Here is a 22,414-nt window from a genome sequence, read left to right on the forward strand (position 1 = left end):
AGGCGGGCGCACGAAGAGGCTGTGGCGCCGACCGGCGCCCCCGTCGTATGGTCGCCCGCTTTCCGCATTCGTCCCAGGAACCGACAATGAGCCACTCCGCAACCGACCGCGTCCGCGAAGCCCTGCTTGAGACGTCCCGGAACTTCGCGGCCTTCGCCGAGCAGGCCGACCGGATCGAGGCCGCCGCCGGGCTGATGATCGATGGGCTGAAGAGCGGCGGCAAGGTGCTGTTCTGCGGCAACGGCGGGTCGGCCGCCGATTCCCAGCACCTTGCGGCGGAATTGACCGGACGGTATCTCCGGGACCGCGCCCCTCTGGCGGCGGTGGCCCTGACGGTGGACACCTCCGCCCTGACGGCCATCGCCAACGACTATTCCTACGACGAGGTGTTCGCCCGGCAGGTCCGTGGCCTGGGCCGGGCCGGCGACGTTCTGGTCGGCATCTCGACCAGCGGGAACAGCCGCAACGTCGTTGCCGCCCTGGAGGCTGCCCACGCGCTCGGCATGCGCACCGTCGGCCTGACCGGCGCCGCCGGCGGGCGGATGAAGGAGTTGTGCGACGTCTGCCTGTGCGTCCCATCCACCGACACCCCGCGCATCCAGGAAATGCACATCGCCGCCGGCCACATGCTGTGTGAACTGGTCGAGAACGCCTTCGTCTGACGACGGGGCAGTCTCAGCCGCTCAGCCGCTCCGCCACGGCGTCGGCGATGGCGAGGCAGGACGTCAGCCCCGGCGATTCCATGCCGAACAGGTTGACCAACCCCGCCACGCCATGCGTCTCCGGCCCCTGGATCAGGAAATCGGCCTGCGGCTGGCCGGGGCCGCTCAGCTTCGGGCGGACACCGGAATAGGCCGGAACCAAAGCGCCGTCGGGCAGGTCTGGCCAATAGCGCCGAACCTCGGCGTAGAAGCCGTCAGCCCGCTTCGGGTCCACCCGGTAGTCGGGACGGTCGTAGTCGGCGGGGTCCAGCCACTCGACGTCCGGGCCGAAGCGGGCCTGCCCGGCCAGATCCAATGTCAGGTGAACGCCCAGCCCGCCCTCCACCGGCACCGGATAGACCAGCCGCGCGAAGGGTGAGCGCCCCTGCCCCAGCGCGTAGTAATTGCCCTTGGCCAGCACCCGCGGCGGCACATGTTCCGCCGGAAAGCCCCCCAGATTGCGGGCCACGCCCCAGGCGCCCAACCCGGCGGCGTTGACCACTGTGCCGCAGGCGACGCGCATCGGCTCCGCTCCGCCGACCTCCAGCTCGAAACCGTCCGCGGCGCGATAGGCGCGCTCCAGAGGGCTGAGGAAGGCCAGCATGGCGCCCGCCGCCTCCGCGTCACCCCGCAGGGCCAGCATCAGACCGTGGCTGTCGATGATGCCGGTGGATGGCGACAGCAGCGCGCCCACACAGCGCAGGCTGGGCTCCAGCGCCATGGCCTTGGACGCGGAGAACGCGACGAGATCGCCCACCCCATTGGCGGCGGCCTGGGCGCGGATGGCCTCCAGCCGGGGCAACTGGGCCTCCTCGGTGGCGACGATCAGTTTGCCGATGCGCTTGTGCTCCACCCCATGCGCCGCGCAATAGGCGTAAAGCGCGTCCCGCCCAGCCACGCACAAGCGCGCCCGCAGGCTGCCCGTGGGGTAGTAGATGCCCGCGTGGATAACCTCGGAGTTGCGCGAGCTGGTGCCGGTGCCGATGGCGTCCGCCGCCTCCAGAACCACCACCTCCCGCCCGGCGCGAGCCAGCCGCCGGGCTACCGCCAACCCGATCACGCCGGCCCCGACCACCACGCAGTCCACCCGCTCCATCGTTTCTCCGCTCCTTCCAAAGGACCGAACCCAAAGATGGGTTAGAGAGGCAACAAGGCCGCAAAAGCGGCTTCTCACGCAAGAGGGATGCACGGCAGGAATGGAGGCGTGGCATCGCCGGACGGACCACTCCCCTTCGGCCCGCCACCCCGTAAGGGACGCCCAGGTGGGCAGGACCAATCCGATAAACATCCCCCGCCGGATTCAGCCATTCGCCCGCATTACACCTCACATATTCATAAATATCCACAAGATAATTTAGAACTCGAAATCGAAACACCTTTTGTAAGGTGTAAGTAGATTTGGTTGATAACTCATTAATCTTTATTGAAGGGGCGCCAATTTTTTCTGAATTAAAGGGCTGTTTTCGCGAACAGCCCTGCTTTTTCAGAGGTGGCAGCCATGAGCACACCGAATTACGTGTTTTCAGTATCCAAAATCGCCCAAAGCGGACGTATTGAAATCGATTCATTGCTCGCTGGATACAAATGGGGCGAAGGGAGCAAGCCGGGGGAAGGGGTTTCCCTAAGTTACTCTTTCGGTGTCGCCGGCCTGTCGGCCTATCGGGATGGCTATCTGACGCCGGATCCGGGAAGCGTCTGGACCCTGTCCGGCACGGCACGGGCGGCGATCCGCCAAGCGCTTAACACCTGGACAGCGGTCGCAAACATCACCTGCACCGAGGTCGCCGACAATGCCCTGTCCTGCGGCGACCTCCGTTTCGGAGGCAGCAACGCCCCGGCAACTGCTTACACGGTCCTACCGGTGGCGGACATTCCGGAAGCGGGCGACGTGTGGTTCGGCCCCCTCTTCGCCGACCCGTCCCTGTCCTGGGCGTCCGGTTCCTACACTTACCAAACCATCGTCCACGAGATCGGGCACGCCTTCGGACTGAAACACCTGCATGAGGAGTACGGGGCCTTCCCGATCGCCCCCACCGGCATCGACAGTCAGCTTTACAGCACGATGAGCTACCGGTCCTACCCCGGAGCGCCTCCGGGGATGGGCTACTGGCAGGACCGCTTCCCAACCACCCCCATGGTCGATGACATCGCGGCCATCCAGTATCTGTATGGCGCCAACATGTCCACCAACGCGGGGGACACCGTCTATTCCTGGCAACCCGGCCAGGCGATCTTCGAAACCATCTGGGACGGCGGCGGCAACGATACCATAAGCTGGGCCAACCAGACCACCGACGCCCGGATCGACCTGCGCCCCGGCTCCTACAGCGACCTGGGACCGGCTTGGCGGGCCGGTTTCTACATGGAATCCCGGACGCTGGGCATCGCCTACGACTGCTGGATCGAGAACGCCATCGGCGGCTCGGGGAACGACATCCTGATCGGCAACGAACGGGACAACGCCCTGTACGGCGGGGCCGGCGACGACACGCTGATCGGTGGGGCCGGCAACAACCTGCTGGACGGCGGCGACGGGGTCGACACGGCGGTGTTCGAAGGGGCACCCACGTCCTACACCATCCGCCACAGCGGAGCGGGCGAGGTGACGGTGGACGGCCCGCAGGGCACGAACACGCTGCGCAGCATCGAGCATCTGTCCTTCGGCGACATGACGCTGGCGCTGAGCCGGGACGCCACCCCCGGCACGGTGGCCAGCACCTTCTTCGGGGTGGCCAACAGCGCGTCGGGACGGCAGGTCCTCCAGGAAGCCTCGACCTACTCCGGGCCGGTCCAGACCCTGCAATGGCAGTTGATCGGCAGCGACGACGGCGAGGCGATCGTCGGCGGAAACGGGAACGACTTCATCAACAGCCGGGGCGGCATGGACGCCATCGACGGCGGGGCCGGCGACGACGTGCTGGACGGCGGCACGGGGTCCAACTTCCTGACCGGCGGCGCCGGCCACGACACCTTCTTCCTGGACGCGCGCTCGGGCGAGCCGGTCTGGTCCACCGTGACTGACCTGGAGGCGGGGGAGATCGTCACCGTCTGGGGCTGGCAGCCGGGGCAGTCGGTCATCACCTGGGCGGAGATGGGCGGGGCCGGCGGCTTCACGGGCGCCACGGCCCACATCGATCTCAACGGCGACGGCCAGACGGACGCCAGCCTGACGCTGAGCGGCAAGTCCGTGGGGTCTCTGACAGCGATGCCCGGCACGGTGAACGGGACCGACTATCTGGCGGTCTGGCTGAACGGCTGAGGCGTGGGCCTTCGGGCGCGTTGCTCTGGCGAGGGCGGACGGGTATTCTCCCGCCGGCATTGCTTGAACAGCGTCTGCACAACCGCCCGAGGCCCTGACCGCCCGTGTCCAACGCCGCCATCTATTTCCACCCCGACGGCTATGAAACCGCGAGGGCGGACCTGAAGGGCCGCCATGTGGCGGGCGAATCCTTTCTCGTCGGTTTCTTCCGGCACTCCGGGCTGGACGGCTTCGCCTGCCACGCCGACGGGCCGCAGCAGGCGCGCCTGTTCGCCGACCTTGCCGCCCGCCACGCTCCGGGCCGGGCGGTGTCGCTCTACCCGACCGGCGAACCGTCGCGGCTGGCCCATGTGGGCTGCCTGTTCCTGCCGGGACCGGGCATCGACCAGTTCGCTTGGCGCCGCCGGTCCCGCGACCAGCGGGGCTACAGCCTGTGCGGCATCACCCACACGACCTCGGAATCGCCGCAGACCCTGGGGGCCCTGGCCACCGCGCCGATCCAGCCGTGGGACGCGGTGATCTGCACCTCCTGGGCGGCCCGCGCCTCGGTGGAGGCGGTTCTGGAACCCTACGCGGAGTATCTGCGCGACCGGCTGGGCGCCGCCGGGATTCCGATGCCCCATCTGCCGGTGATCCCGCTTGGCGTGGACACGGACGCCTTCCGCTTCGGCCCGGCGGACCGCGACGCGGAACGCACGGCGTTGGGCATCGGCGAGGAGGACGTCGCGGTGCTGTTCATGGGACGCCTCAGCTTCCACGCCAAGGCGCACCCGATCGCCATGTATCTGGCGCTGGAAGAAGCGGCCCGGCGGACCGGCAAACGCTTCCACCTGATCCAGGCCGGCTGGTTCGGCAACGACGCCATCGGCGCCGCCTTCACCCAGGGGGCGAAGCGCTATTGCCCCAGCGTCAACGCCATCTTCCTGGACGGCCGCAAGCCGAAGGTGCGGACCCGGATCTGGGCCGCCGCCGACCTGTTCACCTCGCTGGTGGACAATGTGCAGGAAACCTTCGGGATCTCCCCGGTGGAGGCGATGGCGGCAGGACTGCCCTGCGTCGTCACCGACTGGAACGGCTACCGTGAAACGGTGCGCGACGGGGTGGACGGATTCCGGGTTCCCACCATCCTGCCGCCGCCGGGCGCCGGCCCCGATTTCGCCGACCGCTACGCGGCCGGGCTGGACACCTACGACTTCTACATCGGGCGCGTCTCGCAGGTGAGCGCCGTCGACGTGGCCGCGGCGGCGGACGCCTACACACGGCTGGCCGCGGACCCCGCGCTGCGGCGGCGGATGGGCGAGGCCGGCCGGGCCCGCGCCATCGCCGCCTTCGATTGGCGGGCGATCATCCCGCAGTATCTCGACGTCTGGCGCCAGCTGGCGGAAATCCGCAACCATGCCGCGGAGCGCGCCCCGCGGCGCCCCGACCGCGACGGCAACCCGCTGCGCCCGGACCCCCTGCGCATGTTCGCGTCCTACCCGACGCGCCACCTGACCCCGTCGACCCGGCTGGCGCGGGCCGGCAGCCTGACCCGCGCGGGAATGGCTGAGGCCCTGGCGGCGCTGCACGCCGATCCGCTGAACTCGACAGCGCGCGGCGGTACCGTGTCGCCGGCCACCGACCTGCTGATGGCTCTGGAATCCCTGGACGCCCCCGGCCGCACGGTTGCCCAACTCCTGGCGCTCGTCCCCGAGGAACGCCGTCTGCTGCTGCTGCGCAGCCTCGTCCATCTGATGAAGTACGGCTTCGTGCAGGAGGCCGCCCCGGCAGAAAAGGCGATGTCCTAAGTTATGCACGGCTTCCATCCGGCTTTTTCTTGCGATGCAACAGGTGTTTGCGCTAAGGAACGGACTATTCAATTTATTCTTGCCCGAATGCAGGCATCCTGACGAAACGTTCGATGCAACCGGTCATCCGTCTGCCTTGGCACGTCGCGCTGCCATTCACCGCAATCCACCCGCGAAGCCTTCGGCCTCGCTGCGCGGGGCCTTCCGACCAATGGGACCTCTTCCTATGCAGGTAACGTCAACGTCATTGCCCGATGTCCGCTTGGTCGTGCCGAAGCGCTTCGGCGATGCACGAGGGTATTTCGTCGAGACCTGGAACGAGCAGGCCTTCGCCCTGAACGGGCTGGAACGGCGCTGGGTCCAGGACAATCAGTCATTGTCGGCCACGCCCGGCACGGTCCGCGGCATGCATTACCAGCTCGCCCCCTTTGCCCAGACCAAGCTGATCCGCGTCCTGGCCGGGCGCATCCTGGATGTGGTGGTGGACATCCGCCGCGGCTCGCCGACCTTCGGACGGCATGTCGCGGTGGAACTGACCGCCGACGGGCTGGAGCAGCTGTTCATCCCCGCCGGCTTCGCGCATGGCTTCTGCACGCTGGAGCCGAACACGGCCGTCGCCTACAAGGTGGACGCGCCCTATTCGCGGGAGTGCGAGCGGGCCATCCTGTGGAACGACCCGGCGCTCGGCATCGATTGGCCGGCGATGGCCGGCGCGTCGGTTTCGGATAAGGACGCAGTGGCCCCGCGGCTGGCCAAGGCGACCGACCTGTTCGATTCCCAGCCATCCTGACGCCAGCCTGACACCGGGATGATCCGGCGCGGAATGGGAACGGGCTCTTTGACGGTTTGAGGGCGTCTTTCGAGAAGGCGCGGTAGGGGGAAAATGGCATGCGCATATTGGTGACGGGTGGTGCGGGGTTTATCGGTTCGGCCTTCATCCGCTGGGTCCTGGCGAACACGGCGGCCTCGATCGTCAACGTGGACAAGCTCACCTACGCCGCGGATCTCGAGAGCCTGGCTCCCTTCGCGGAAAACCCGCGCTATGCCTTCGAACAGGTGGACATCTGCGACGAGACGGAACTGCGCCGCGTCTTCGCCGACCACCGCCCCACGGCGGTCATCCATCTGGCGGCGGAAACCCACGTCGACCGCTCCATCGACGGCCCGATGGCCTTCGTGCAGACCAACGTCGTCGGCACCGTCACCCTGCTGCGCGTCGCGCTCGATCATTGGCGTGCGCTGGAAGGCGATGCGAAGGCGGCCTTCCGCTTCCACCATGTCTCCACCGACGAGGTGTTCGGCACGCTGGGCGACGACGGCCGCTTCTCGGAAACCACACCCTACGCGCCCAACTCGCCCTATTCGGCCAGCAAGGCGGCATCCGACCATTTCGTGCGCGCCTGGCACGAGACCTACGGCCTGCCGACGGTGGCCAGCAACTGCTCCAACAACTACGGCTGCTGGCAGTTTCCCGAGAAGCTGATCCCGCTAATGACGCTGAAGGCGTTGCAGGGGCAGCCCCTGCCGGTCTACGGAAGCGGCCTGAACGTGCGCGACTGGCTCTATGTGGACGACCACGCCTCGGCGCTCTGGACCATCCTGACCACCGGGCGTCTGGGCGAGAGCTACAACGTCGGCGGCGACAGCGAGCGACGCAACATCGACGTCGTGCACGCCATCTGCGATCTGGTGGACGAACTGGCCGGACCGCTGCCCGGCGGGCCGCGTCGGAACCTCATTACGCATGTCACCGACCGGCCCGGCCACGACCACCGCTACGCCATCGACGCCACCAAGCTGAAGGCCGAACTGGGTTGGACGCCCGCCGAGACCTTCGAATCCGGCATCCGCCAGACCGTCGCTTGGTATCTGGACAACCGCGCCTGGTGGGAGCGTCTGTCCGCCGGCTATGACGGTCAGCGTCTCGGCGTGGCCCCCGTCGCCGGACCGGCCCATGGCTGAGGCCGCCCCCCACACCCTCCCCGTTCTCGTCTTCGGTGCCAACGGTCAGGTCGGCTTCGAGCTGCGGCGCGCCGCCTGGGCGCCGGGCCTGGCGCCGCTCGGGCTGGACCGCGCGTCCGGCGACGTCACCGACGCAAAGGCGGTGAGCGCGGCCATCGCTGCCCACCGCCCGGCGCTGGTGGTCAACGCCTCGGCCTACACCGCCGTGGACAAAGCGGAGAGCGAGCGGGACACGGCCTTCGCGGTCAACCGCGACGGTCCGGCGAATCTGGCGCGCGCCTGCGCCGCAGCCGGGGTGCCGCTGATCCATATCTCCACCGACTACGTCTTCGACGGGACCAGCAAGACCACCCCCTGGAGCGAGAGCGACCCCGTCGCCCCGCAGGGCGTCTACGCCGCCAGCAAACTGGCCGGCGAAGAAGCCGTGCGGGACGCCCAGCCCGACCATGTGATCCTGCGCACCGCCTGGGTGTTCGGGGCGCACGGGCACAATTTCGTGAAGACCATGCTGCGGCTGGCGCGCGAGCGGGACGAGTTGCGGGTCGTCGCCGACCAGCACGGCTGTCCGACCCCGGCGGCGGCCATCGCCGCGGCCATCGCCACCATCGCACAGGCCCGGCTGACCGGCGAGGGCTGGACTCCCGGCACCTTCCACTATGGCGGGGCGCCGGCCACCACTTGGCACGGCTTCGCCGAGCGGATCGTCGATCGCGCCGCCGCCCGCATCGGCCGCCGTCCGGCCGTGACCGCCATCACCACCGCCGACTTTCCGACACCGGCCCGACGGCCCGCCAATTCCGTCCTCGACACCGCACGCCTCGGCCAGGCCTACGGCATCCCGCCGGCGGATTGGATGGCTGGACTCGACCGCGTGCTTGACGACATCCTCGACGAAACCCAGGGCGTGGGAGCGAAGGCATGAAGGGCATCATTCTGGCCGGCGGGTCCGGCACCCGGCTCTACCCGCTGACGCAGGTGACCAGCAAGCAGCTCCTGCCGGTGTTCGACAAGCCGATGATCTATTATCCGCTGTCGACGCTGATGCTGGCCGGCATCCGCGACATCCTGATCATCACCACACCGCAGGACCAGTCGCAGTTCCAGCGCCTTCTGGGCGACGGCAGCCAGTGGGGCATATCGCTCACCTACGCCGAGCAGCCGAATCCCGAGGGCTTGGCCCAGGCCTTCCTCATCGGGCGAGAATTCGTCGGCACGGACAGCGTCTGCCTGATCCTGGGGGACAACATCTTTTTCGGCCACGATCTGGAGCCGGCCCTGGTCCGCGCCGCCGGACGGACGGATGGGGCGACGGTCTTCGGTTACCATGTGCGCGACCCGGAGCGCTACGGCGTGGTCAGCTTCGACGCCGAGGGCCGCCCCAACGCCATCGAGGAGAAGCCGGTCCAGCCGAAGTCCAACTACGCGGTGACCGGGCTCTACTTCTACGACAACAGCGTGCTGGACGTCGCCGCGACGATCAAGCCGTCGCCGCGCGGCGAACTTGAGATCACCGACGTGAACAACGTCTATCTCGAACAGCGGCGTCTGGCGGTGGAAAAGCTTGGCCGCGGTTACGCCTGGTTCGACACCGGAACCCACCAATCCCTGCTCCAGGCCGCGGAATTCGTCCAGACCATCGAAGCCCGGCAGGGTCTGAAGATCGCTTCGCCGGAGGAGATCGCTTGGCGCAAGGGGTTCATTGATGGTGAGCAACTCGCCCGCATCGCCCGCCCGCTCGCCAAGAGCGGCTATGGCAGCTACCTGCTGCATCTCCTGACCGAGTAGCCGCCCACATCCATGACGGCGCGCATCGAAGGCCCCGGTGCGCGGGTGACGGGGTGGGGCACGGCTTCCCGCCGACCCTACCCAACGGCTGCGCCTGTCGGTGCTGCTGGACAGAGCGGCTCCGGACATGCCCTGCGGCTGGACACGGTGGCCGATCTGCACCCCTGCGATCTGGAATCCGCCGGCAAGGAGGACGGACGCTACGGCTTTGCCGTGGCGGTTCCGGGATCGGGCGGCGGAACGCTGGGGGGTGGAGGCGGGACGCGGTTGGAGCTGGCCATCCTGCCGCATAACACGCCGGCCCTGGCCCTGTATCGCAAGCTGGGCCCGGTGGCGCACCCTGTCACGGGGGAGACGCGCCGCCACATGGCGCTGCCCCTTCTGCCATCGTGCCGCCCATTCCCGCGCTGCCTCTCGGACGACCTCACCCTGGTCCTAAAGGCCGCCCCAGAAGGCGGCGTTGCGGTCAGCCCTCACCGGCGGCGCGGGAACGGCCGCCGTTCAGGTCGGATGCGTTGGACGGCGGAGGAACCGGTATCCGTTCCAGCAGCGTCTTGGCCCGCCCATCGCCGAGCGCCGCCGCCCGCTCCAGCCAAGCACGGGCCTGCACGAAGTCCTTGTGGTCGCTCCAATGGCCGTACAACTCACCGAGCGCCGTCATCGCCGCCGGCTCCTTCTGCTCGGCCGCGGCGGTCAGCCAGCGGATCGCCTCCGCAATATCGCGCTCCCCGCCGAGACCCTGCATGCGGAAACGGCCCAGATTGACCATGGCGCCGGCATGGCCCTGCTCGGCAGCCTTCTGCGACCACAGAACCGCGGCGGCATAATCCTGCGGCACGCCGTCGCCTGCCGCGAGCGCCGCTCCCAGGCGGAACTGGGCCAGCACGCTGCCCTGGCTGGCGGCGCGCTCCAGCCATTGGATCGCGCCCGCCGGGTCGCGCGGCACCCCCAGACCCAGGCTGTGCAGCATGCCGATGTTGTAGACCGCGTCGGTGTTGCCCTGCTCGGCCGCCCGACGGAACCAGTCGAGCGCCCGATCATAGTCGCGGGACACGCCGCGCCCTTCGGCGTAGAGGGCGCCGATGCGCAGCTGCGCCTGCGGATCGCCCTGCCCGGCGGCCCGTTCCAGCCAGCGTGCTGCCTCCATCTCGTCACGCGGCACGCCGGAACCGGCGAAATACATCTGGGCGATGATCTTCTGGGCCTCGCGGTGGCCAAGCTCGCCGGCCGCGCGGTACCAGGTCGCGGCATCGAGGAGGTTGGGCTGCATTCCGCCGCCCCGGCTGTTCAGATGGCCAAGCTGCACCATCGCCTCGACGTCGCCCTGGACGGCGGCCTTGCGCAGCCAGGTCTCGGCGGCGTGCGGATCGGCGGCCACGCCGAGCCCCCGCGCGTGCAGCAGGCCGAGCGCCCGCTGCGCGGCCGCAGCGCCAGCCTCCGCCGCCTTGCGGAACCAGTTGGCCGCCTCGGTATAATCCTGTTCGACTCCCAGCCCCGCGGCATATTGGGTGCCGATGTAGTACCAGGCCATGACGTTGTTCTGCTCCGCCGCCTTGCGGAACCAGCGGTGCGCCTCGGCGGGGTCGGACGCCCCTCCGTAACTGCCGGCGAGCAGGGTGCCAAGCCCGAGCTGGGCCGCAGCGTTGCCCTGCTCGGCGGCGACGCGGTACCAGCGCTCCGCCTCCACGTAATCGGGCGGGATGCCGAACCCGGCGGCGTGCATGTAGCCGAGCATGGCCTGGGCGCCGACGACGCCGCCTTCGGCTGCGGCGCGCGCCCAGCGCAGGGCTTCCTTGTAGTCCTGCTCGATCTTCAGGCCCTTGGGGAAGAGGACCGACAGCGCCTCATCGGTCGGCACGACCCCTTTGGGCTGGCCGCATCCGTAATAATAGATCTCGGCCAAACGGGCCTGGGCCTCGCCATGCCCCTGGTCGGCCGCCTGCCGGTACCAGCCGACCGCGTCCACCGCGTTGCGCACCACACCCTGGCCCAGGTCGTACAGGCGCCCCAGGCGGTACTGGGCATCGGCGTGGCCGGTCCGGGCCGCGGCCAGCCACGCTTCGAGCGCCGCCTTGTAGTCCTTGCGATCGTGCGCCTTCAGCCCCCTGGCGAGTTCGTCCTCCGGCAAGGAGGAGCCGAACAGCCGCCCCGCGGCCTTGATGAGGTTGCGCATTGGCCTCACACCCTTTCCCTAATCCTGGCGCGAGGGGCGCCACTCCGGCGCCTTATGGCTCGCGCATGCCTTCCGCACGGCTCTTCAGAGCCCCCTCGACGAGATAAGCGATGATGGTCCTCGTGCCGACCACGATGTCCGCCACCAGGGGCATGCCGGGCACCAACCGGAAATCGGATGGCACGTCGCGCAGGTCGATCTCGGTCAGTTCGATCTTCGCGCGGAAGAACGGGCGCTGGGCCTGGCTCTGGTCCTCGCGACGGGTGAAGGAGTCCTCGCTGATCGTCTTGACCACGCCCTTCGCCATCCCGTGTTCGATGAAGCGGTAGGCGTCCAGCTTGACCTGCACCGTATCGCCGGGCTTGACGAAGCCCTGGTCGATGCCGGCGATTTCCGCCTCCACCTCCAGCTTGGCGTTCAGCGGCATCAAAGTGTAGATCGGTTGGGCCGATTCCACCACGGAACCAACGGAGTACTTTCCGACCTCCAGCACCACGGCGTCCTCGATCGCGCGCAGCTCAACCAGATCACGCCGCTTCTGAGCCTTGGCCAGTTCCTCGCGGGCGCGTTCCAGTTCGACCTGGCGGGTCGACAGGTCGGTCAACACGGTGCTGCGCCACTGCTGGACAAAGACCTCACGCTCGGCGCGCAGGGCCTCCAGGTCGTGCGTGGAGGTGCGGGTGGTGTTCTCGCTGAGGCCGAGGTTCCGTTCCGTCTCCACGCGGGTGTCGCTGGCGATCAGGGAGTTCAGGCGGCTGCCGGTCTGGTTCTTCTCCAGGGTCCGGCGCATCTCCTCGATCTCCCCGACGATCTTCAGGCGGGAGCGGTAATGCTCGGCATCGGTCCGGGCACTCTTGATCGTGGCCTGCAGGGTCGCCATGCGCTGGTCGAAGTTGGCGATCTTGGCCGCATACTCCGCTTGGCGGTACTGCCAGATCGACTCTTGCAGGACCATGTCCTGATCCTTGCCGGCGACCGTGAAGGGCACGCCGGCGGCCTCGGCGTCCAGCCGGGCGATTTCCGCCGTGAGCTTGGACACCTGCCGGCCGAGCTGGGCGACGTCGGCAGCCGAGAAGGTCGGATCGAGCGTGGCCAGGACGTCGCCGCGCCGCACGGTCTGGCCGGCGCGCACGTTCAGGCTGCGGATGATCGAGATCTCCAGCGGCTGCACGACGATGGTCGGGGCCTGGGACACGACGCGCCCCGTTGCGCTGACCACACGGTCGAGCTTCATGACCGACGCCAGCACGATGAACAGGATCACCATCGCTGCGAGCACCCACACGACGATCCGGGCCTTGAAGGGCTCCGGAGCGCCGATGATTTCCGCGGTCTCGCCCTGGAAATCGTTGATGGCCTGCTCGGCGGCCAGATCAGGCTGTTGCGGCCGGCGTAAGAGGAGCGCGGTCATGAGTGCTTCCCGGAGAAAGGTGGCGGTTCTGCTGGAACCAAAGGTGCCGGTAGACGTCGCAGCGCTGGAGCAGTTCGTCGTGCTTGCCCATGTCGTAGAGCTTGCCGCGCTCCAGCACCATGATCTGGTCACAGCTGACCAGAGAGGCGAGGCGGTGGGAGATGACGATCATCGTCCGGCCTTGGGCGATGCGCGTCAGGTTGTTGTTGATGATCGCCTCGCTGTCCGGGTCGAGCGCGCTGGTCGCCTCGTCCAGGATGAGGACGCTCGGATCGACGAGAAGCGCGCGGGCAATGGCGATGCGTTGACGCTGACCGCCCGACAGGTTGGCCGATCCTTCCTCGATCATCGTTTCATAGCCACGCGGCAGGCGCTCGATGAACTCCTCCGCGCCGGCAAGCCGGGCGGCCCGCATCACCTCTTCCAGGCTGGCGCTGCGGTTGGCGGCCATGATGTTCTCGCGGATCGTGCCGTTGAACAGGAAGTTGTCCTGCAACACCACGCCCAGATTGGAGCGCAGATGGCTGAGGTCGATCTCGCGCAGGTCGACGCCGTCGATCTTGACCAAGCCCTCGTAGTTCTGGTGCAGGCCCTGCAGCAGGCGCGTGACGGTCGTCTTGCCGGAACCGGACCGCCCCATGATGCCGATGACCTGCCCGGCCTGGATGGAGAAGCCGATGTCGTCGAGCGCCGGGCTCTGCGATCCGGGATAGCGGAAGGTCACCTCGGAGAAGGTGATGTCGCCCTTGATCTCCGGCCGGACGCCCTGGCGGCCCAGCGTCTGCTCGGGCGCCTGGTTGACCACCGACGCGACCTGCGCGACGGCACCGCGCACTTCCTGGAACTGCTGCATCAGGCCGGCGATCTGCACGAACGGCTGGGTGGCGCGGTTGGCGATCATGCTGAAGGCGACCAGCGAACCGCCGTAGACGATGGCGCCCTCGCCGATGGCAAGATAGGCGCCGAGGCCCAGCGACCCGGCGTAGATCGCCTTCTCCAGCGGCTGCAGGATGGTCTGCGGCTGGTTGGAGAGAAGCTGCATGTTGGTGTTGGCCCGCACCGCCTCGGCGACCCGCACGTCCCAGTCGAGCCGCTTGCGCCCTTCCAAGGCGAGCGACTTCACTGTGCGCATGCCGTGCAGCACTTCGATCATGAAGGAGCCCTTGCGCTGCTCCGCCTTGATGACCTTGCCGTAGGCGCGGGCGAGCGGGCCGATGTAGATGACCACCACCAGCCCCATGATGAAGGCGATGGACAGCACGTAGATGGCCAGGGGCGGGCTCAGGATGAACATCGTGGGGATCAGCACGATCAGCGTCATCGAGTCCAGAAGCGTCCCGAACAGCTGCCCGGTCAGGAAGTTGCGGACGCGCCAGATCTCGTTGAGCTTGTAGCTGATGAATCCGGTCGGAGTCCGTTCGAAGAAGTCGATCGGCAGGCTGATCATCCGGTCGAAGATGTAGGTGCTGATGCGGGCGTCCACCCTGGCCGTGCCGATCGCCACGAGATAGCGGCGCATGTAGCCGAAGAGGGTGTCGAACACCAGCAGGAAGCCGATGGCCGTCAGCAGCACGTACAGCGTGGACAGCCGCTGGTGGACCAGAACGCGGTCCAGGATCACCATGAAGACCAGCGGCGGAACCAGCGCGAACAGGCTGAGGACGATGGCCGAAACGCCGACGTCACGGAAAATCTTCTTTTCGCGCAGGATCTGGCCAATCAGCCAGGTGAAGCCGAACGGCCGCTCCTCGTCGTTCATGCTGTAGCGGCGCTTGACGAAGATCGCGTCGCCGTCCCAGACCGACATGAGCCGCAGTTCATCCACCGCGACGCAGGCCTGATCGGGGCTGAGCGGGTCCTGCAGCATCGCCGCGGGCGCGCCGCCATCCTCACGGAAGGCGACCAGCACCATGGTGCTGCCGTCGCGCAGCCGCAGCAGGAGCGGCAACGCCTTGCCGAGACGCGACAGATGCTTCCAGCGGAGGCTCGCCGAGCGGACGGTCAGCCCGTTGTCCTCGGCGATCTTCACCAGAGTTGCCGTGGACGGCTCTCCTGCCTCGATGGCGTAGTCGCGCCGTAGCTGCTCGACTGACAAGTGCAGCCCATGGTGCCGGGCCACGACAGCAAGCGCATGGAGGCTCGTGGTTCGCATGGCCTCGGAAGAGGCTTGTTGTGGATCGGCGGCGGTCTTGGTCTGCATCTGGCCCCTGTGCCCCAGTCGCTCTTCCGGTGGCCTCACCGGCGGCCCGACTGTACTGTACCACCTTCATCCGATACAAGCGTTGCACTCGGAGCGCTCAATTTGAGCGAGTCCAATAGGAGCAGGTGGATGAAGGTCTCGGTTATTACGATTTGCCGGAATGCCCGTGACGGCATAGGCCGCACACTGGACAGTGTTGCACATCAGTCTTACCAGAACATTGAGCATATCATCATCGACGGGGCCTCGACCGACGGGACGCTGGAGATATTAAAAGGACACCGGCATAAACCGACCCTGCTCGTGTCCGAACCCGACGCCGGCATTTATGACGCGATGAACAAGGGCTTGGCGCGGGCGACCGGAGACCTGATCCATTTCCTGAACGCCGAGGACTGGCTTTACGACGCCCGTTCGGTCGAGAACGCGGTGCGCTTTGTCGAGAGGCACCCGGACGGCGATCTCTTCTATGGCGACATCGAGGTCCGCCTGCCGGAGGGCGGATCGGTCATCCACACCCCGCAGGAGGCCGACAAGGCCGCCGAAGCGATGGTGTGCGGCTGCCTGCCGCACCAGGGGACCTTCGCGCGGCGAAAAGTGTTCGACCGTACCGGGCCCTTCGACACGCGGTGGCGGGTCCACGCCGACTACGACTGGTTCCTGAAGGCCATCGCCGATCCGTCGGTCACGCTGATGCACATGCCGGTGACCGTGGCGTCCTTCGGGCTGGGCGGCACCTCCAGCAACCTCGCCAAGGGCCAGCCGGAGGTCTACGCCATCCAGAACGCCCTGCCCTTCTACCAGTCGGAGGCATGGCTGCGCCGGCGGATCGAGCTGTACCAGGACAGCTTCCTGGCCGTCCGGCTGGAGAACGCCGAGCTGAAGCGGCGGCTGGCCGAGGGCGGGGGCGGCGTCTCCTGGGAGCGGTTGGCCCGCGGCGTTGCCCGGCGCGGGCGCGATCGGCTGCGGCGGCTGCTGCGCCGCCTCCGACAGGGCTGATGCCGCCCGCCTCAGCGGCCGGCGGGCAAGCCGCGCAGGGTGCCGGTGTCCAGCTTCTCCAGATACCAGCGGTAGGTGCGCTCGAACCCTTCGCGCAGGGGCGTCGGAGCGGTCCAACCCATCCCGGCCAGCCGGTGGCAGTCCATGATCTTGCGCGGGGTCCCATTCGGCTTGGACGGGTCGAAGCGGAAGTCGCCCTCATACCCGATCACGCCGGCCAGCAGCTCGGCCAGACCGCGGATGGACACCTCGTGGCCGGAGCCGAGGTTGACTTGCGGCTCGCCCGAATAATGTTTCGCCAGGAACACCAGCCCGTCGGCCAGATCCTCGACGAACAGGAACTCGCGCAGCGGGCTGCCGTCGCCCCACAGTTCGACGCTGGGAGCGCCCTCCATCTTGGCGCGGTGGATCTTGACCATCAGCGCGGCGGCGACATGGCCCTGCGCGATGTCGAAATTGTCGCCGAAGCCGTAGAGGTTGGTCGGCATGGCCGAGATGAAGTCGCAGCCGTACTGCCGGCGGTAGGCTTGGCACATCTTGATGCCGGCGATCTTGGCGATCGCGTACCACTCGTTGGTCGGCTCCAGCGGCCCCGTCAGCAGCGACTCCTCCGGAATGGGCTGCGGCGCCATCCGGGGATAGATGCAGGAGGAGCCCAGGAAGACCAGCTTCTGCACCCCGACCTGCTTGGCGGCGTGGATGATGTTGGTCTCGATCGCCAGGTTCTCGTAGAGGAACTCGGCCGGGCGGGTGTTGTTGGCGTGAATGCCGCCGACCAGGGCGGCGGTGAGGAAGACGACGTCGGGCCGCGCCTCGGCCATCCACGCCTCGACCTCGGCCTGACGGCGCAGGTCGACCGTCTCGCGGCCCACGGTCAGGATCTCGCAGGGTTCCCGTTCCAGCCGGCGGACGACCGCCGACCCCGCCATGCCGCGATGCCCCGCGACCCACACCCGCTTGCCGTCCAGCGAAAAGGCTGCCGTACCCGTCGTCATCCGATCACTCGTCTCCGTCTCGCGGCGCCGCTTCGCCGCCCGCATTGTGTTTGTGATACGCCGCCAGCACCTCGTCAACGGGACCGATGCGCACGGCCCCGCCACGCTCCAGCCAGAGGGCCTTGTTGCACAGCCGCTTCAGGACATCGTCGACATGGGAGGCCACGACCATGATGCTGGAGCGGCTGACGAATCCTTCGGCACGGCGCTGCGCCTTTTCCAGGAACTGGGTGTCGCTGACGGCGATCCATTCGTCCATCAGCAGGATTTCCGGATCGACCGCGGTCGCCGCGGCGAAGGCCAGGCGCAGCGTCATGCCCGCCGAATAGGTGCGCACCGGCAGATCGAGGTAGTCGCCAAGCTCGGTGAAGGCGGCGATGTCGTCCATCTTGGACTCGATCTCGTCCCCGTCGATGCCGAAATAGGCAGCGCGCATCCGGATGTTGTCGTAGCCCGAGGCGTCCATGTCCAGCCCCAGTCCCAGATCGAACAGCGGCGTGACGCGGCCTTCGACACGGATGCGTCCGGCGGTGGGCTCGTACACACCGGCCAGGACGCGCAGCAGGGTCGTCTTGCCGGCTCCATTGCCGCCGATCAGCCCCACCCGGTCGCCGTGCTCCAGCCTCAGGTTCAGGTTGCTCAGCGCCTTCACGGTGATGCGGTGGTGCGCGTCGTGCTTGAGCGCGCCGCTGGTGGAGGAGCGCAGCAAGGTCTTCTTCAGGGAGCGCGCGCTTCCCTGATACAGCACGAAATCGACCGAGACGTCGTTCAGGTGGATCGAAGCCATCTCAAAGCCAGTACGCGATGCGTTTGCGGAAGCGGGTGAAGCAGACGAAGGTAAAGGCCCAGCCGCCGGCGGCGAACAGCAGGCCGGCGACCCAGCTCTCCCAGCCCGGCACGTGGCCCAGCAGGGGCGCCCGGATGACTTCCAGCAGGTGATAGAAGGGGTTCAGCACCATCAGGTAGCGCCGGTCGCCCAGCAGCTCCGGCTTCCACATGACCGGGGTCACGAAGAACAGGAGCTGGATCACGCTGCCGATGATCGGCGGCACGTCACGGAAACGGGTGCAGATCATGCCGAGCAGCAGCATGATCCAGCCGGCGTTTACCAGAAGCAGCGCCAGCCCGGCCACGGCCAGCAGCCCCGCGGCCCCCGGCCAGATCCCGAAGATCAGAGCCACCACGGCGAAGATCACGATGTTGTGGCCGAAGATGATGAGGTTGCGCCACAGCGCCCGCAGGATGTGCAGCGACATCGGAATGCGGACGTTCTTGATGAGCGGTTCCAGCTCGATGAAGCTGATGCAGCCTTCGTTGAGAAAGGAGGCGATGAAGGTCCATATGGCCAGACCGACCGCCAGAAAGGGCAGATAGCCTTCCAGGTCCAGTCGGAACAAGGTGCCGTAGATCAGCCCCAGGCTGGCCACCATGACGGCCATGCTGAGCGTCAGCCAGAAAGGCCCCAGGACCGAGCGGCGGTAGCGCTTGCGGATGTCGTGCCAGCCGAGCCGGCTCCACAGCCGCCAACGCAGGGTCCCTTCCCTGAGGTCGTCCCAAGCCCGCGCCGCCTCGCTGCGGTCGCCAGAGTCGTAGACGGCTCCGCCCTTGTGCCGAGCGGGGGAGCTGGAAAAGCTCTCCGTGGTCATCTCTCTCGCATTCCACTCAAAAAAAGCCGGGCCATTCAGGGGTGGCGGGTCGCTTGGAAGCCGGATCGGCGAACCGGCCCGGACTTGGGCACGGATGGGCCGCCTCTATACTCCGATCTCCGTCGCCTTCACAGCCCCCCTCTCAAGGTTGCGGCAGGGCCAACTCCGCCTCGACCAGACGTCCGACGAGATCCGGCATCAGGGTTTCGGCCTTCCAGCCCAGGCGGGCTTCGGCCCTGGCCGGGTTGCCGACGCTGCAATGGATGTCCATCGGTCGCCGATGCGTCGCCCCCTGGACCACATGCTCCCGCCAGTCTAGGCCGAAATGCGCAAAGGCCAGCCGGACGAAGTCCTCCAGGGGATGCATCCGGCCGGTGGCGATGACGAAATCGTCCGGCTCGTCCTGCTGGAGCATGCGCCACATGGCGTCCACATATTCCGGCGCCCAGCCCCAATCCCGCGCCACGGCGAGGTTGCCCAATTCCAGCGTCTTCAGGCGCCCCTGCGCCACCGCGATGGCGCCGCGGACAATCTTGCGGGTGACGAAACGCGCCGGGCGCAGCGGCGATTCATGATTGAACAGAATGCCCGAGCAGGCATAGAGCCCGTAGGCCTGCCGATAGTTGGCGACCATCCAGTGGGCTGCCGACTTGGCGACGCCATAAGGGCTGCAGGGACGAAAGGCCGTCGTCTCGCTGGCCGGCTCGTCCAGGGTGTTGCCGAAGCTCTCGCTGGAGGAGGCGTGGTAGAAGCGCGAGTCCACCCCCAGGAAGCGGACGGCCTCCAGAATGTTCAGCGTGCCGTTCAGGATGCTGTCGATCGTCTCGACCGGCTGCTCGAAGGACAGACCCACCGCCGACTGGGCGGAGAGGTTGTAGATCTCGTCGGGCTTCACCGCCCGGATCACCTGCACGATGCTGCGGAAATCATGCAGGGTCGCCGAATGGACGTTTACCCGGTCGCGGATGCCCAGAATCGTCAGGTTGCGGAACGATGCGATCTCGCAGTCCCGCGACGTGCCATGGACGGTGTAGCCGCGGTCGAGCAGGTGCCGGGCAAGATAGCTTCCATCCTGCCCGGAGATTCCGAAGATCAATGCGATCCGCGCCAAGGCAGCGGCTCCGGCAGGATCAGGCCTGTCGTCCCGCCGCCTCGCGCTCCGTGCGCGCGAGGTCGTTCGACACCATCTCGCGCACCAGCTCGGGGAAGGTGGTGGTGTGCTTCCAGCCCAGCTTGGCGTGCGCCTTGGACGGGTCACCCAAAAGCAGGTCCACTTCGGTCGGTCGGAAGTAACGAGGGTCGACCTCGATCAGGATGTCGCCGGTCGCCACGTCCACGCCCTTCTCGTCGATGCCCGTGCCGCGCCATTCGATCTTGCGGCCGACGCAACCGAAGGCCAACTCGACGAACTCGCGGATGGAATGAGTCTCGCCGGTGGCGAGCACGTAATCGTCGGCGTTGTCCTGCTGCAGGATGCGCCACATCCCTTCCACGTAATCGCGGGCATGGCCCCAGTCGCGCTTGGCGTCCAGGTTGCCGAGGTAGAGCGTCTTCTGCAGGCCGAGCTGGATGGCGGCGACGGCGCGGGTGATCTTGCGCGTGACGAAGGTTTCGCCGCGGGTCGGGCCTTCATGATTGAACAGGATGCCGTTGGAGGCGTGAATCCCATAGGCCTCGCGGTAGTTCACCGTGATCCAGTAAGCATAGAGCTTGGCCGCCGCATAAGGGCTGCGCGGGTAGAAGGGGGTCGTTTCCTTCTGCGGCGTCTCCTGCACCAGGCCGTACAGTTCGGAGGTGGACGCCTGATAGAAGCGGGTCTTCTTCTCCAGCCCAAGGATGCGGATCGCTTCCAGAAGGCGCAGCGTGCCGAGGCCGTCGGAATTCGCCGTGTATTCCGGCGTCTCGAAGCTCACCTGCACATGGCTCTGGGCGGCGAGGTTGTAGATTTCGTCCGGCTGAACCTCCTGGACGATGCGGATCAGGTTGGTCGCGTCGGTCAGGTCGCCATAGTGCATCCGGAACCGGACGTCGCCTTCATGGACGTCATGGTACAGATGCTCCACCCGCTCCGTGTTGAACGAGGACGAGCGCCGCTTGACACCGTGAACAGTATAGCCCTTCGAGAGCAGCAGCTCCGCGAGATAGGCACCGTCCTGTCCCGTGACGCCAGTGATCAAAGCAACCTTGCTCAACGCTCGCTCCTGTTCTGTCGAAGTCCTGGACCTTGATCCCGTTTTCGCAGCCCGCTCCCTTATCCTGGAGCAGAGCTGCGGGAACAGTCTTTCCGGCGGGACCGCCGAGACAAGAAAACCGCACCCGCCGTTCTATCGCAAAAACGGTGCATGAGTGCGCCATTCCAACTTGCGCGTCAACACCTTTGCTGCCGATGCGCGGCGCTCCTTCGCGTTTGCTCTTCCCGATCGCCAAAGGAACGGCGGCGTGCCGCGCAGGAGCCGGAACACCGGACATCCAACGCTTCGCGGAGCGGAGCCGACCGGCACGTCGGGCGCTATTCACAAATTTCCCACGCGGGACCGAGAAATTTCCGCGTTTTCCAATAATGTTACGAAAATGAAACTTAATCTTGGAAAAATTTCTTGACTGCCCTCACGAGCGTCGCAATAAGGATGCAGTATCCGTAGCAGCCGCATGGCGAATCTGGCATCGGCAAAAATCTTCGCGCCGAAGCCTTCCCGGAACTTGCCATGAATTCTTCGCCCTCGCCGTTGCCCCCTCCTTTGCAAGAACCCGGGGAATGCGCCTCCGCACGCGCGGAGAAGAGTTTGTTAACCAATTTGCATGCATTCTTAAGCTGCAAATACTCTCCAATAACGATTTCTAAAACCAAAATGATCATGTCGGAGACCGGCCGAAATTGAAGCGGGCCAGCAAACCATCAGCAAGATTGGCGCAAAGAACGTGAGAAAGACTTTGAAATTCATCGAAGCTTGGGTGTCAGGCGCATACTCCATCACAGATGTGCAGGAGAGGCAGTACCGGCATTTCCATCTCAATACACGGTCATTATCGTCCGAATCTGGGACAAAAAGACTATTAAGCCTTGAATAATAGGCAAGCCTTCTAGAGAGCGGAAAGTTAGCAGCTTATCGATGGCGGACGACATGAAAAGCATTCAGAACCACAACGAAAATGATGTTATTCTTGTTTACAATAACATAGATTATGTCTATTTCATTAATGAATACAAGGACCTTGTCATGGGCGTCGAGCCCCTGAACAAGGAGACCGTCCTGAATTTGTATATTGCCGGTAACCGGACGAGCAGCCTGGACCCCAGTCACGCCTTCGATGAGGATGCGTACCGGAAACACAACCCGGACGTGCGGGAGGCCGTCGAAAGTGGAGCATACATATCCGGCTTTCATCACTGGCTCCGCTACGGCAAAGCCGAAGGGCGTCACGGGTGGAAGAAGGAACAACCCGCTGTTTCCGAGCAGCCGGTCGTTCCCGCACCGGAAGAGTTCCAAGAGCCCCG

At 66.5% G+C, this 22,414-nt stretch carries 18 protein-coding genes; 8 read left to right on the plus strand and 10 right to left on the minus strand.

What is annotated here, in order from left to right:
- Nucleotides 1-86: 86 nt before the first annotated feature.
- Nucleotides 87-662 carry a D-sedoheptulose 7-phosphate isomerase gene (gene gmhA / locus AMK58_RS28905; RefSeq protein WP_035683141.1) on the plus strand — a complete coding sequence of 192 codons (576 nt, stop codon included), beginning with the start codon at nt 87-89 and terminating at the stop codon, nt 660-662.
- 13 nt (nt 663-675) lie between these two features.
- On the opposite strand, the gene AMK58_RS28910 is transcribed toward gmhA, so the two are convergent.
- Nucleotides 676-1,989 (minus strand): NAD(P)/FAD-dependent oxidoreductase, encoded by a 1,314-nt coding sequence (locus AMK58_RS28910; RefSeq protein WP_236778395.1) that lies wholly within the window; start codon nt 1,987-1,989, stop codon nt 676-678.
- Between the two features lie 279 nt (nt 1,990-2,268).
- On the opposite strand from AMK58_RS28910, the gene AMK58_RS31815 reads away from it, so the two are divergent.
- The 6 genes from AMK58_RS31815 to rfbA all read left to right on the plus strand — a co-directional run bounded on the left by AMK58_RS31815 (nt 2,269) and on the right by rfbA (nt 9,494).
- On the plus strand, nt 2,269-3,960 hold the full coding sequence (locus tag AMK58_RS31815; protein ID WP_035683137.1) for a M10 family metallopeptidase: 1,692 nt from the start codon (nt 2,269-2,271) through the stop codon (nt 3,958-3,960).
- Nucleotides 3,961-4,064: 104 nt separating this feature from the next.
- The gene (locus AMK58_RS28920; RefSeq protein ID WP_059399829.1) at nt 4,065-5,747 is read left to right on the plus strand and encodes a glycosyltransferase family 4 protein; all 1,683 of its coding nucleotides are present in this window, start codon (nt 4,065-4,067) and stop codon (nt 5,745-5,747) included.
- 226 nt (nt 5,748-5,973) lie between these two features.
- Complete coding sequence (gene rfbC / locus AMK58_RS28925; RefSeq protein ID WP_035683316.1) at nt 5,974-6,537, plus strand: dTDP-4-dehydrorhamnose 3,5-epimerase; 564 nt, start codon at nt 5,974-5,976, stop codon at nt 6,535-6,537.
- A 98-nt stretch (nt 6,538-6,635) separates the two neighbouring features.
- Nucleotides 6,636-7,709, plus strand: coding sequence for a dTDP-glucose 4,6-dehydratase (gene rfbB, locus AMK58_RS28930; protein WP_059399830.1), 1,074 nt, complete (start codon nt 6,636-6,638; stop codon nt 7,707-7,709).
- On the plus strand, nt 7,702-8,631 hold the full coding sequence (gene rfbD / locus AMK58_RS28935; protein WP_035683314.1) for a dTDP-4-dehydrorhamnose reductase: 930 nt from the start codon (nt 7,702-7,704) through the stop codon (nt 8,629-8,631). Before rfbB ends, rfbD begins: the two co-directional genes overlap by 8 nt.
- Nucleotides 8,628-9,494, plus strand: coding sequence for a glucose-1-phosphate thymidylyltransferase RfbA (gene rfbA, locus AMK58_RS28940; protein ID WP_035683311.1), 867 nt, complete (start codon nt 8,628-8,630; stop codon nt 9,492-9,494). The genes rfbD and rfbA overlap by 4 nt, the downstream gene beginning before the upstream one ends.
- 466 nt (nt 9,495-9,960) lie before the next feature.
- Here rfbA and AMK58_RS28945 read toward each other — a convergent pair whose 3' ends face one another.
- Genes AMK58_RS28945 through AMK58_RS28955 form a run of 3 tightly spaced genes read right to left on the minus strand, consistent with a single transcriptional unit; the run spans nt 9,961 to nt 15,230 of the window.
- Complete coding sequence (locus AMK58_RS28945; protein WP_059399831.1) at nt 9,961-11,667, minus strand: tetratricopeptide repeat protein; 1,707 nt, start codon at nt 11,665-11,667, stop codon at nt 9,961-9,963.
- A 52-nt stretch (nt 11,668-11,719) separates the two neighbouring features.
- Complete coding sequence (locus tag AMK58_RS28950; protein WP_035683308.1) at nt 11,720-13,078, minus strand: HlyD family type I secretion periplasmic adaptor subunit; 1,359 nt, start codon at nt 13,076-13,078, stop codon at nt 11,720-11,722.
- Nucleotides 13,041-15,230, minus strand: coding sequence for a peptidase domain-containing ABC transporter (locus AMK58_RS28955; protein ID WP_236778396.1), 2,190 nt, complete (start codon nt 15,228-15,230; stop codon nt 13,041-13,043). The genes AMK58_RS28950 and AMK58_RS28955 overlap by 38 nt, the downstream gene beginning before the upstream one ends.
- Before the next feature lie 177 nt (nt 15,231-15,407).
- On the opposite strand from AMK58_RS28955, the gene AMK58_RS30790 reads away from it, so the two are divergent.
- A complete protein-coding gene (locus AMK58_RS30790) occupies nt 15,408-16,277 on the plus strand; it encodes a glycosyltransferase family 2 protein (protein WP_158283096.1) in 870 nt (289 codons plus the stop codon).
- Nucleotides 16,278-16,288: 11 nt separating this feature from the next.
- Here the strand turns inward: AMK58_RS30790 and AMK58_RS28965 are convergent, their stop codons facing one another.
- The 6 genes from AMK58_RS28965 to AMK58_RS31075 all read right to left on the minus strand — a co-directional run bounded on the left by AMK58_RS28965 (nt 16,289) and on the right by AMK58_RS31075 (nt 22,406).
- Nucleotides 16,289-17,272, minus strand: coding sequence for a GDP-L-fucose synthase family protein (locus AMK58_RS28965; protein WP_035683304.1), 984 nt, complete (start codon nt 17,270-17,272; stop codon nt 16,289-16,291).
- A gap of 4 nt (nt 17,273-17,276) precedes the next feature.
- A complete protein-coding gene (locus tag AMK58_RS28970; RefSeq protein ID WP_051141013.1) occupies nt 17,277-18,059 on the minus strand; it encodes an ABC transporter ATP-binding protein in 783 nt (260 codons plus the stop codon).
- 1 nt (nt 18,060) lies between these two features.
- On the minus strand, nt 18,061-18,918 hold the full coding sequence (locus AMK58_RS28975) for an ABC transporter permease (protein ID WP_035683302.1): 858 nt from the start codon (nt 18,916-18,918) through the stop codon (nt 18,061-18,063).
- 142 nt (nt 18,919-19,060) lie between these two features.
- Nucleotides 19,061-20,029 carry a GDP-mannose 4,6-dehydratase gene (locus tag AMK58_RS28980; RefSeq protein ID WP_035683299.1) on the minus strand — a complete coding sequence of 323 codons (969 nt, stop codon included), beginning with the start codon at nt 20,027-20,029 and terminating at the stop codon, nt 19,061-19,063.
- A gap of 19 nt (nt 20,030-20,048) precedes the next feature.
- On the minus strand, nt 20,049-21,110 hold the full coding sequence (gene gmd / locus AMK58_RS28985) for a GDP-mannose 4,6-dehydratase (RefSeq protein WP_035683297.1): 1,062 nt from the start codon (nt 21,108-21,110) through the stop codon (nt 20,049-20,051).
- A 912-nt stretch (nt 21,111-22,022) separates the two neighbouring features.
- A complete protein-coding gene (locus tag AMK58_RS31075) occupies nt 22,023-22,406 on the minus strand; it encodes a hypothetical protein (protein WP_059399833.1) in 384 nt (127 codons plus the stop codon).
- Nucleotides 22,407-22,414: the final 8 nt, after the last annotated feature.

It is taken from the genome of Azospirillum brasilense (assembly GCF_001315015.1).
In the GTDB taxonomy this organism is placed as follows: Bacteria; Pseudomonadota; Alphaproteobacteria; order Azospirillales; family Azospirillaceae; genus Azospirillum; species Azospirillum brasilense.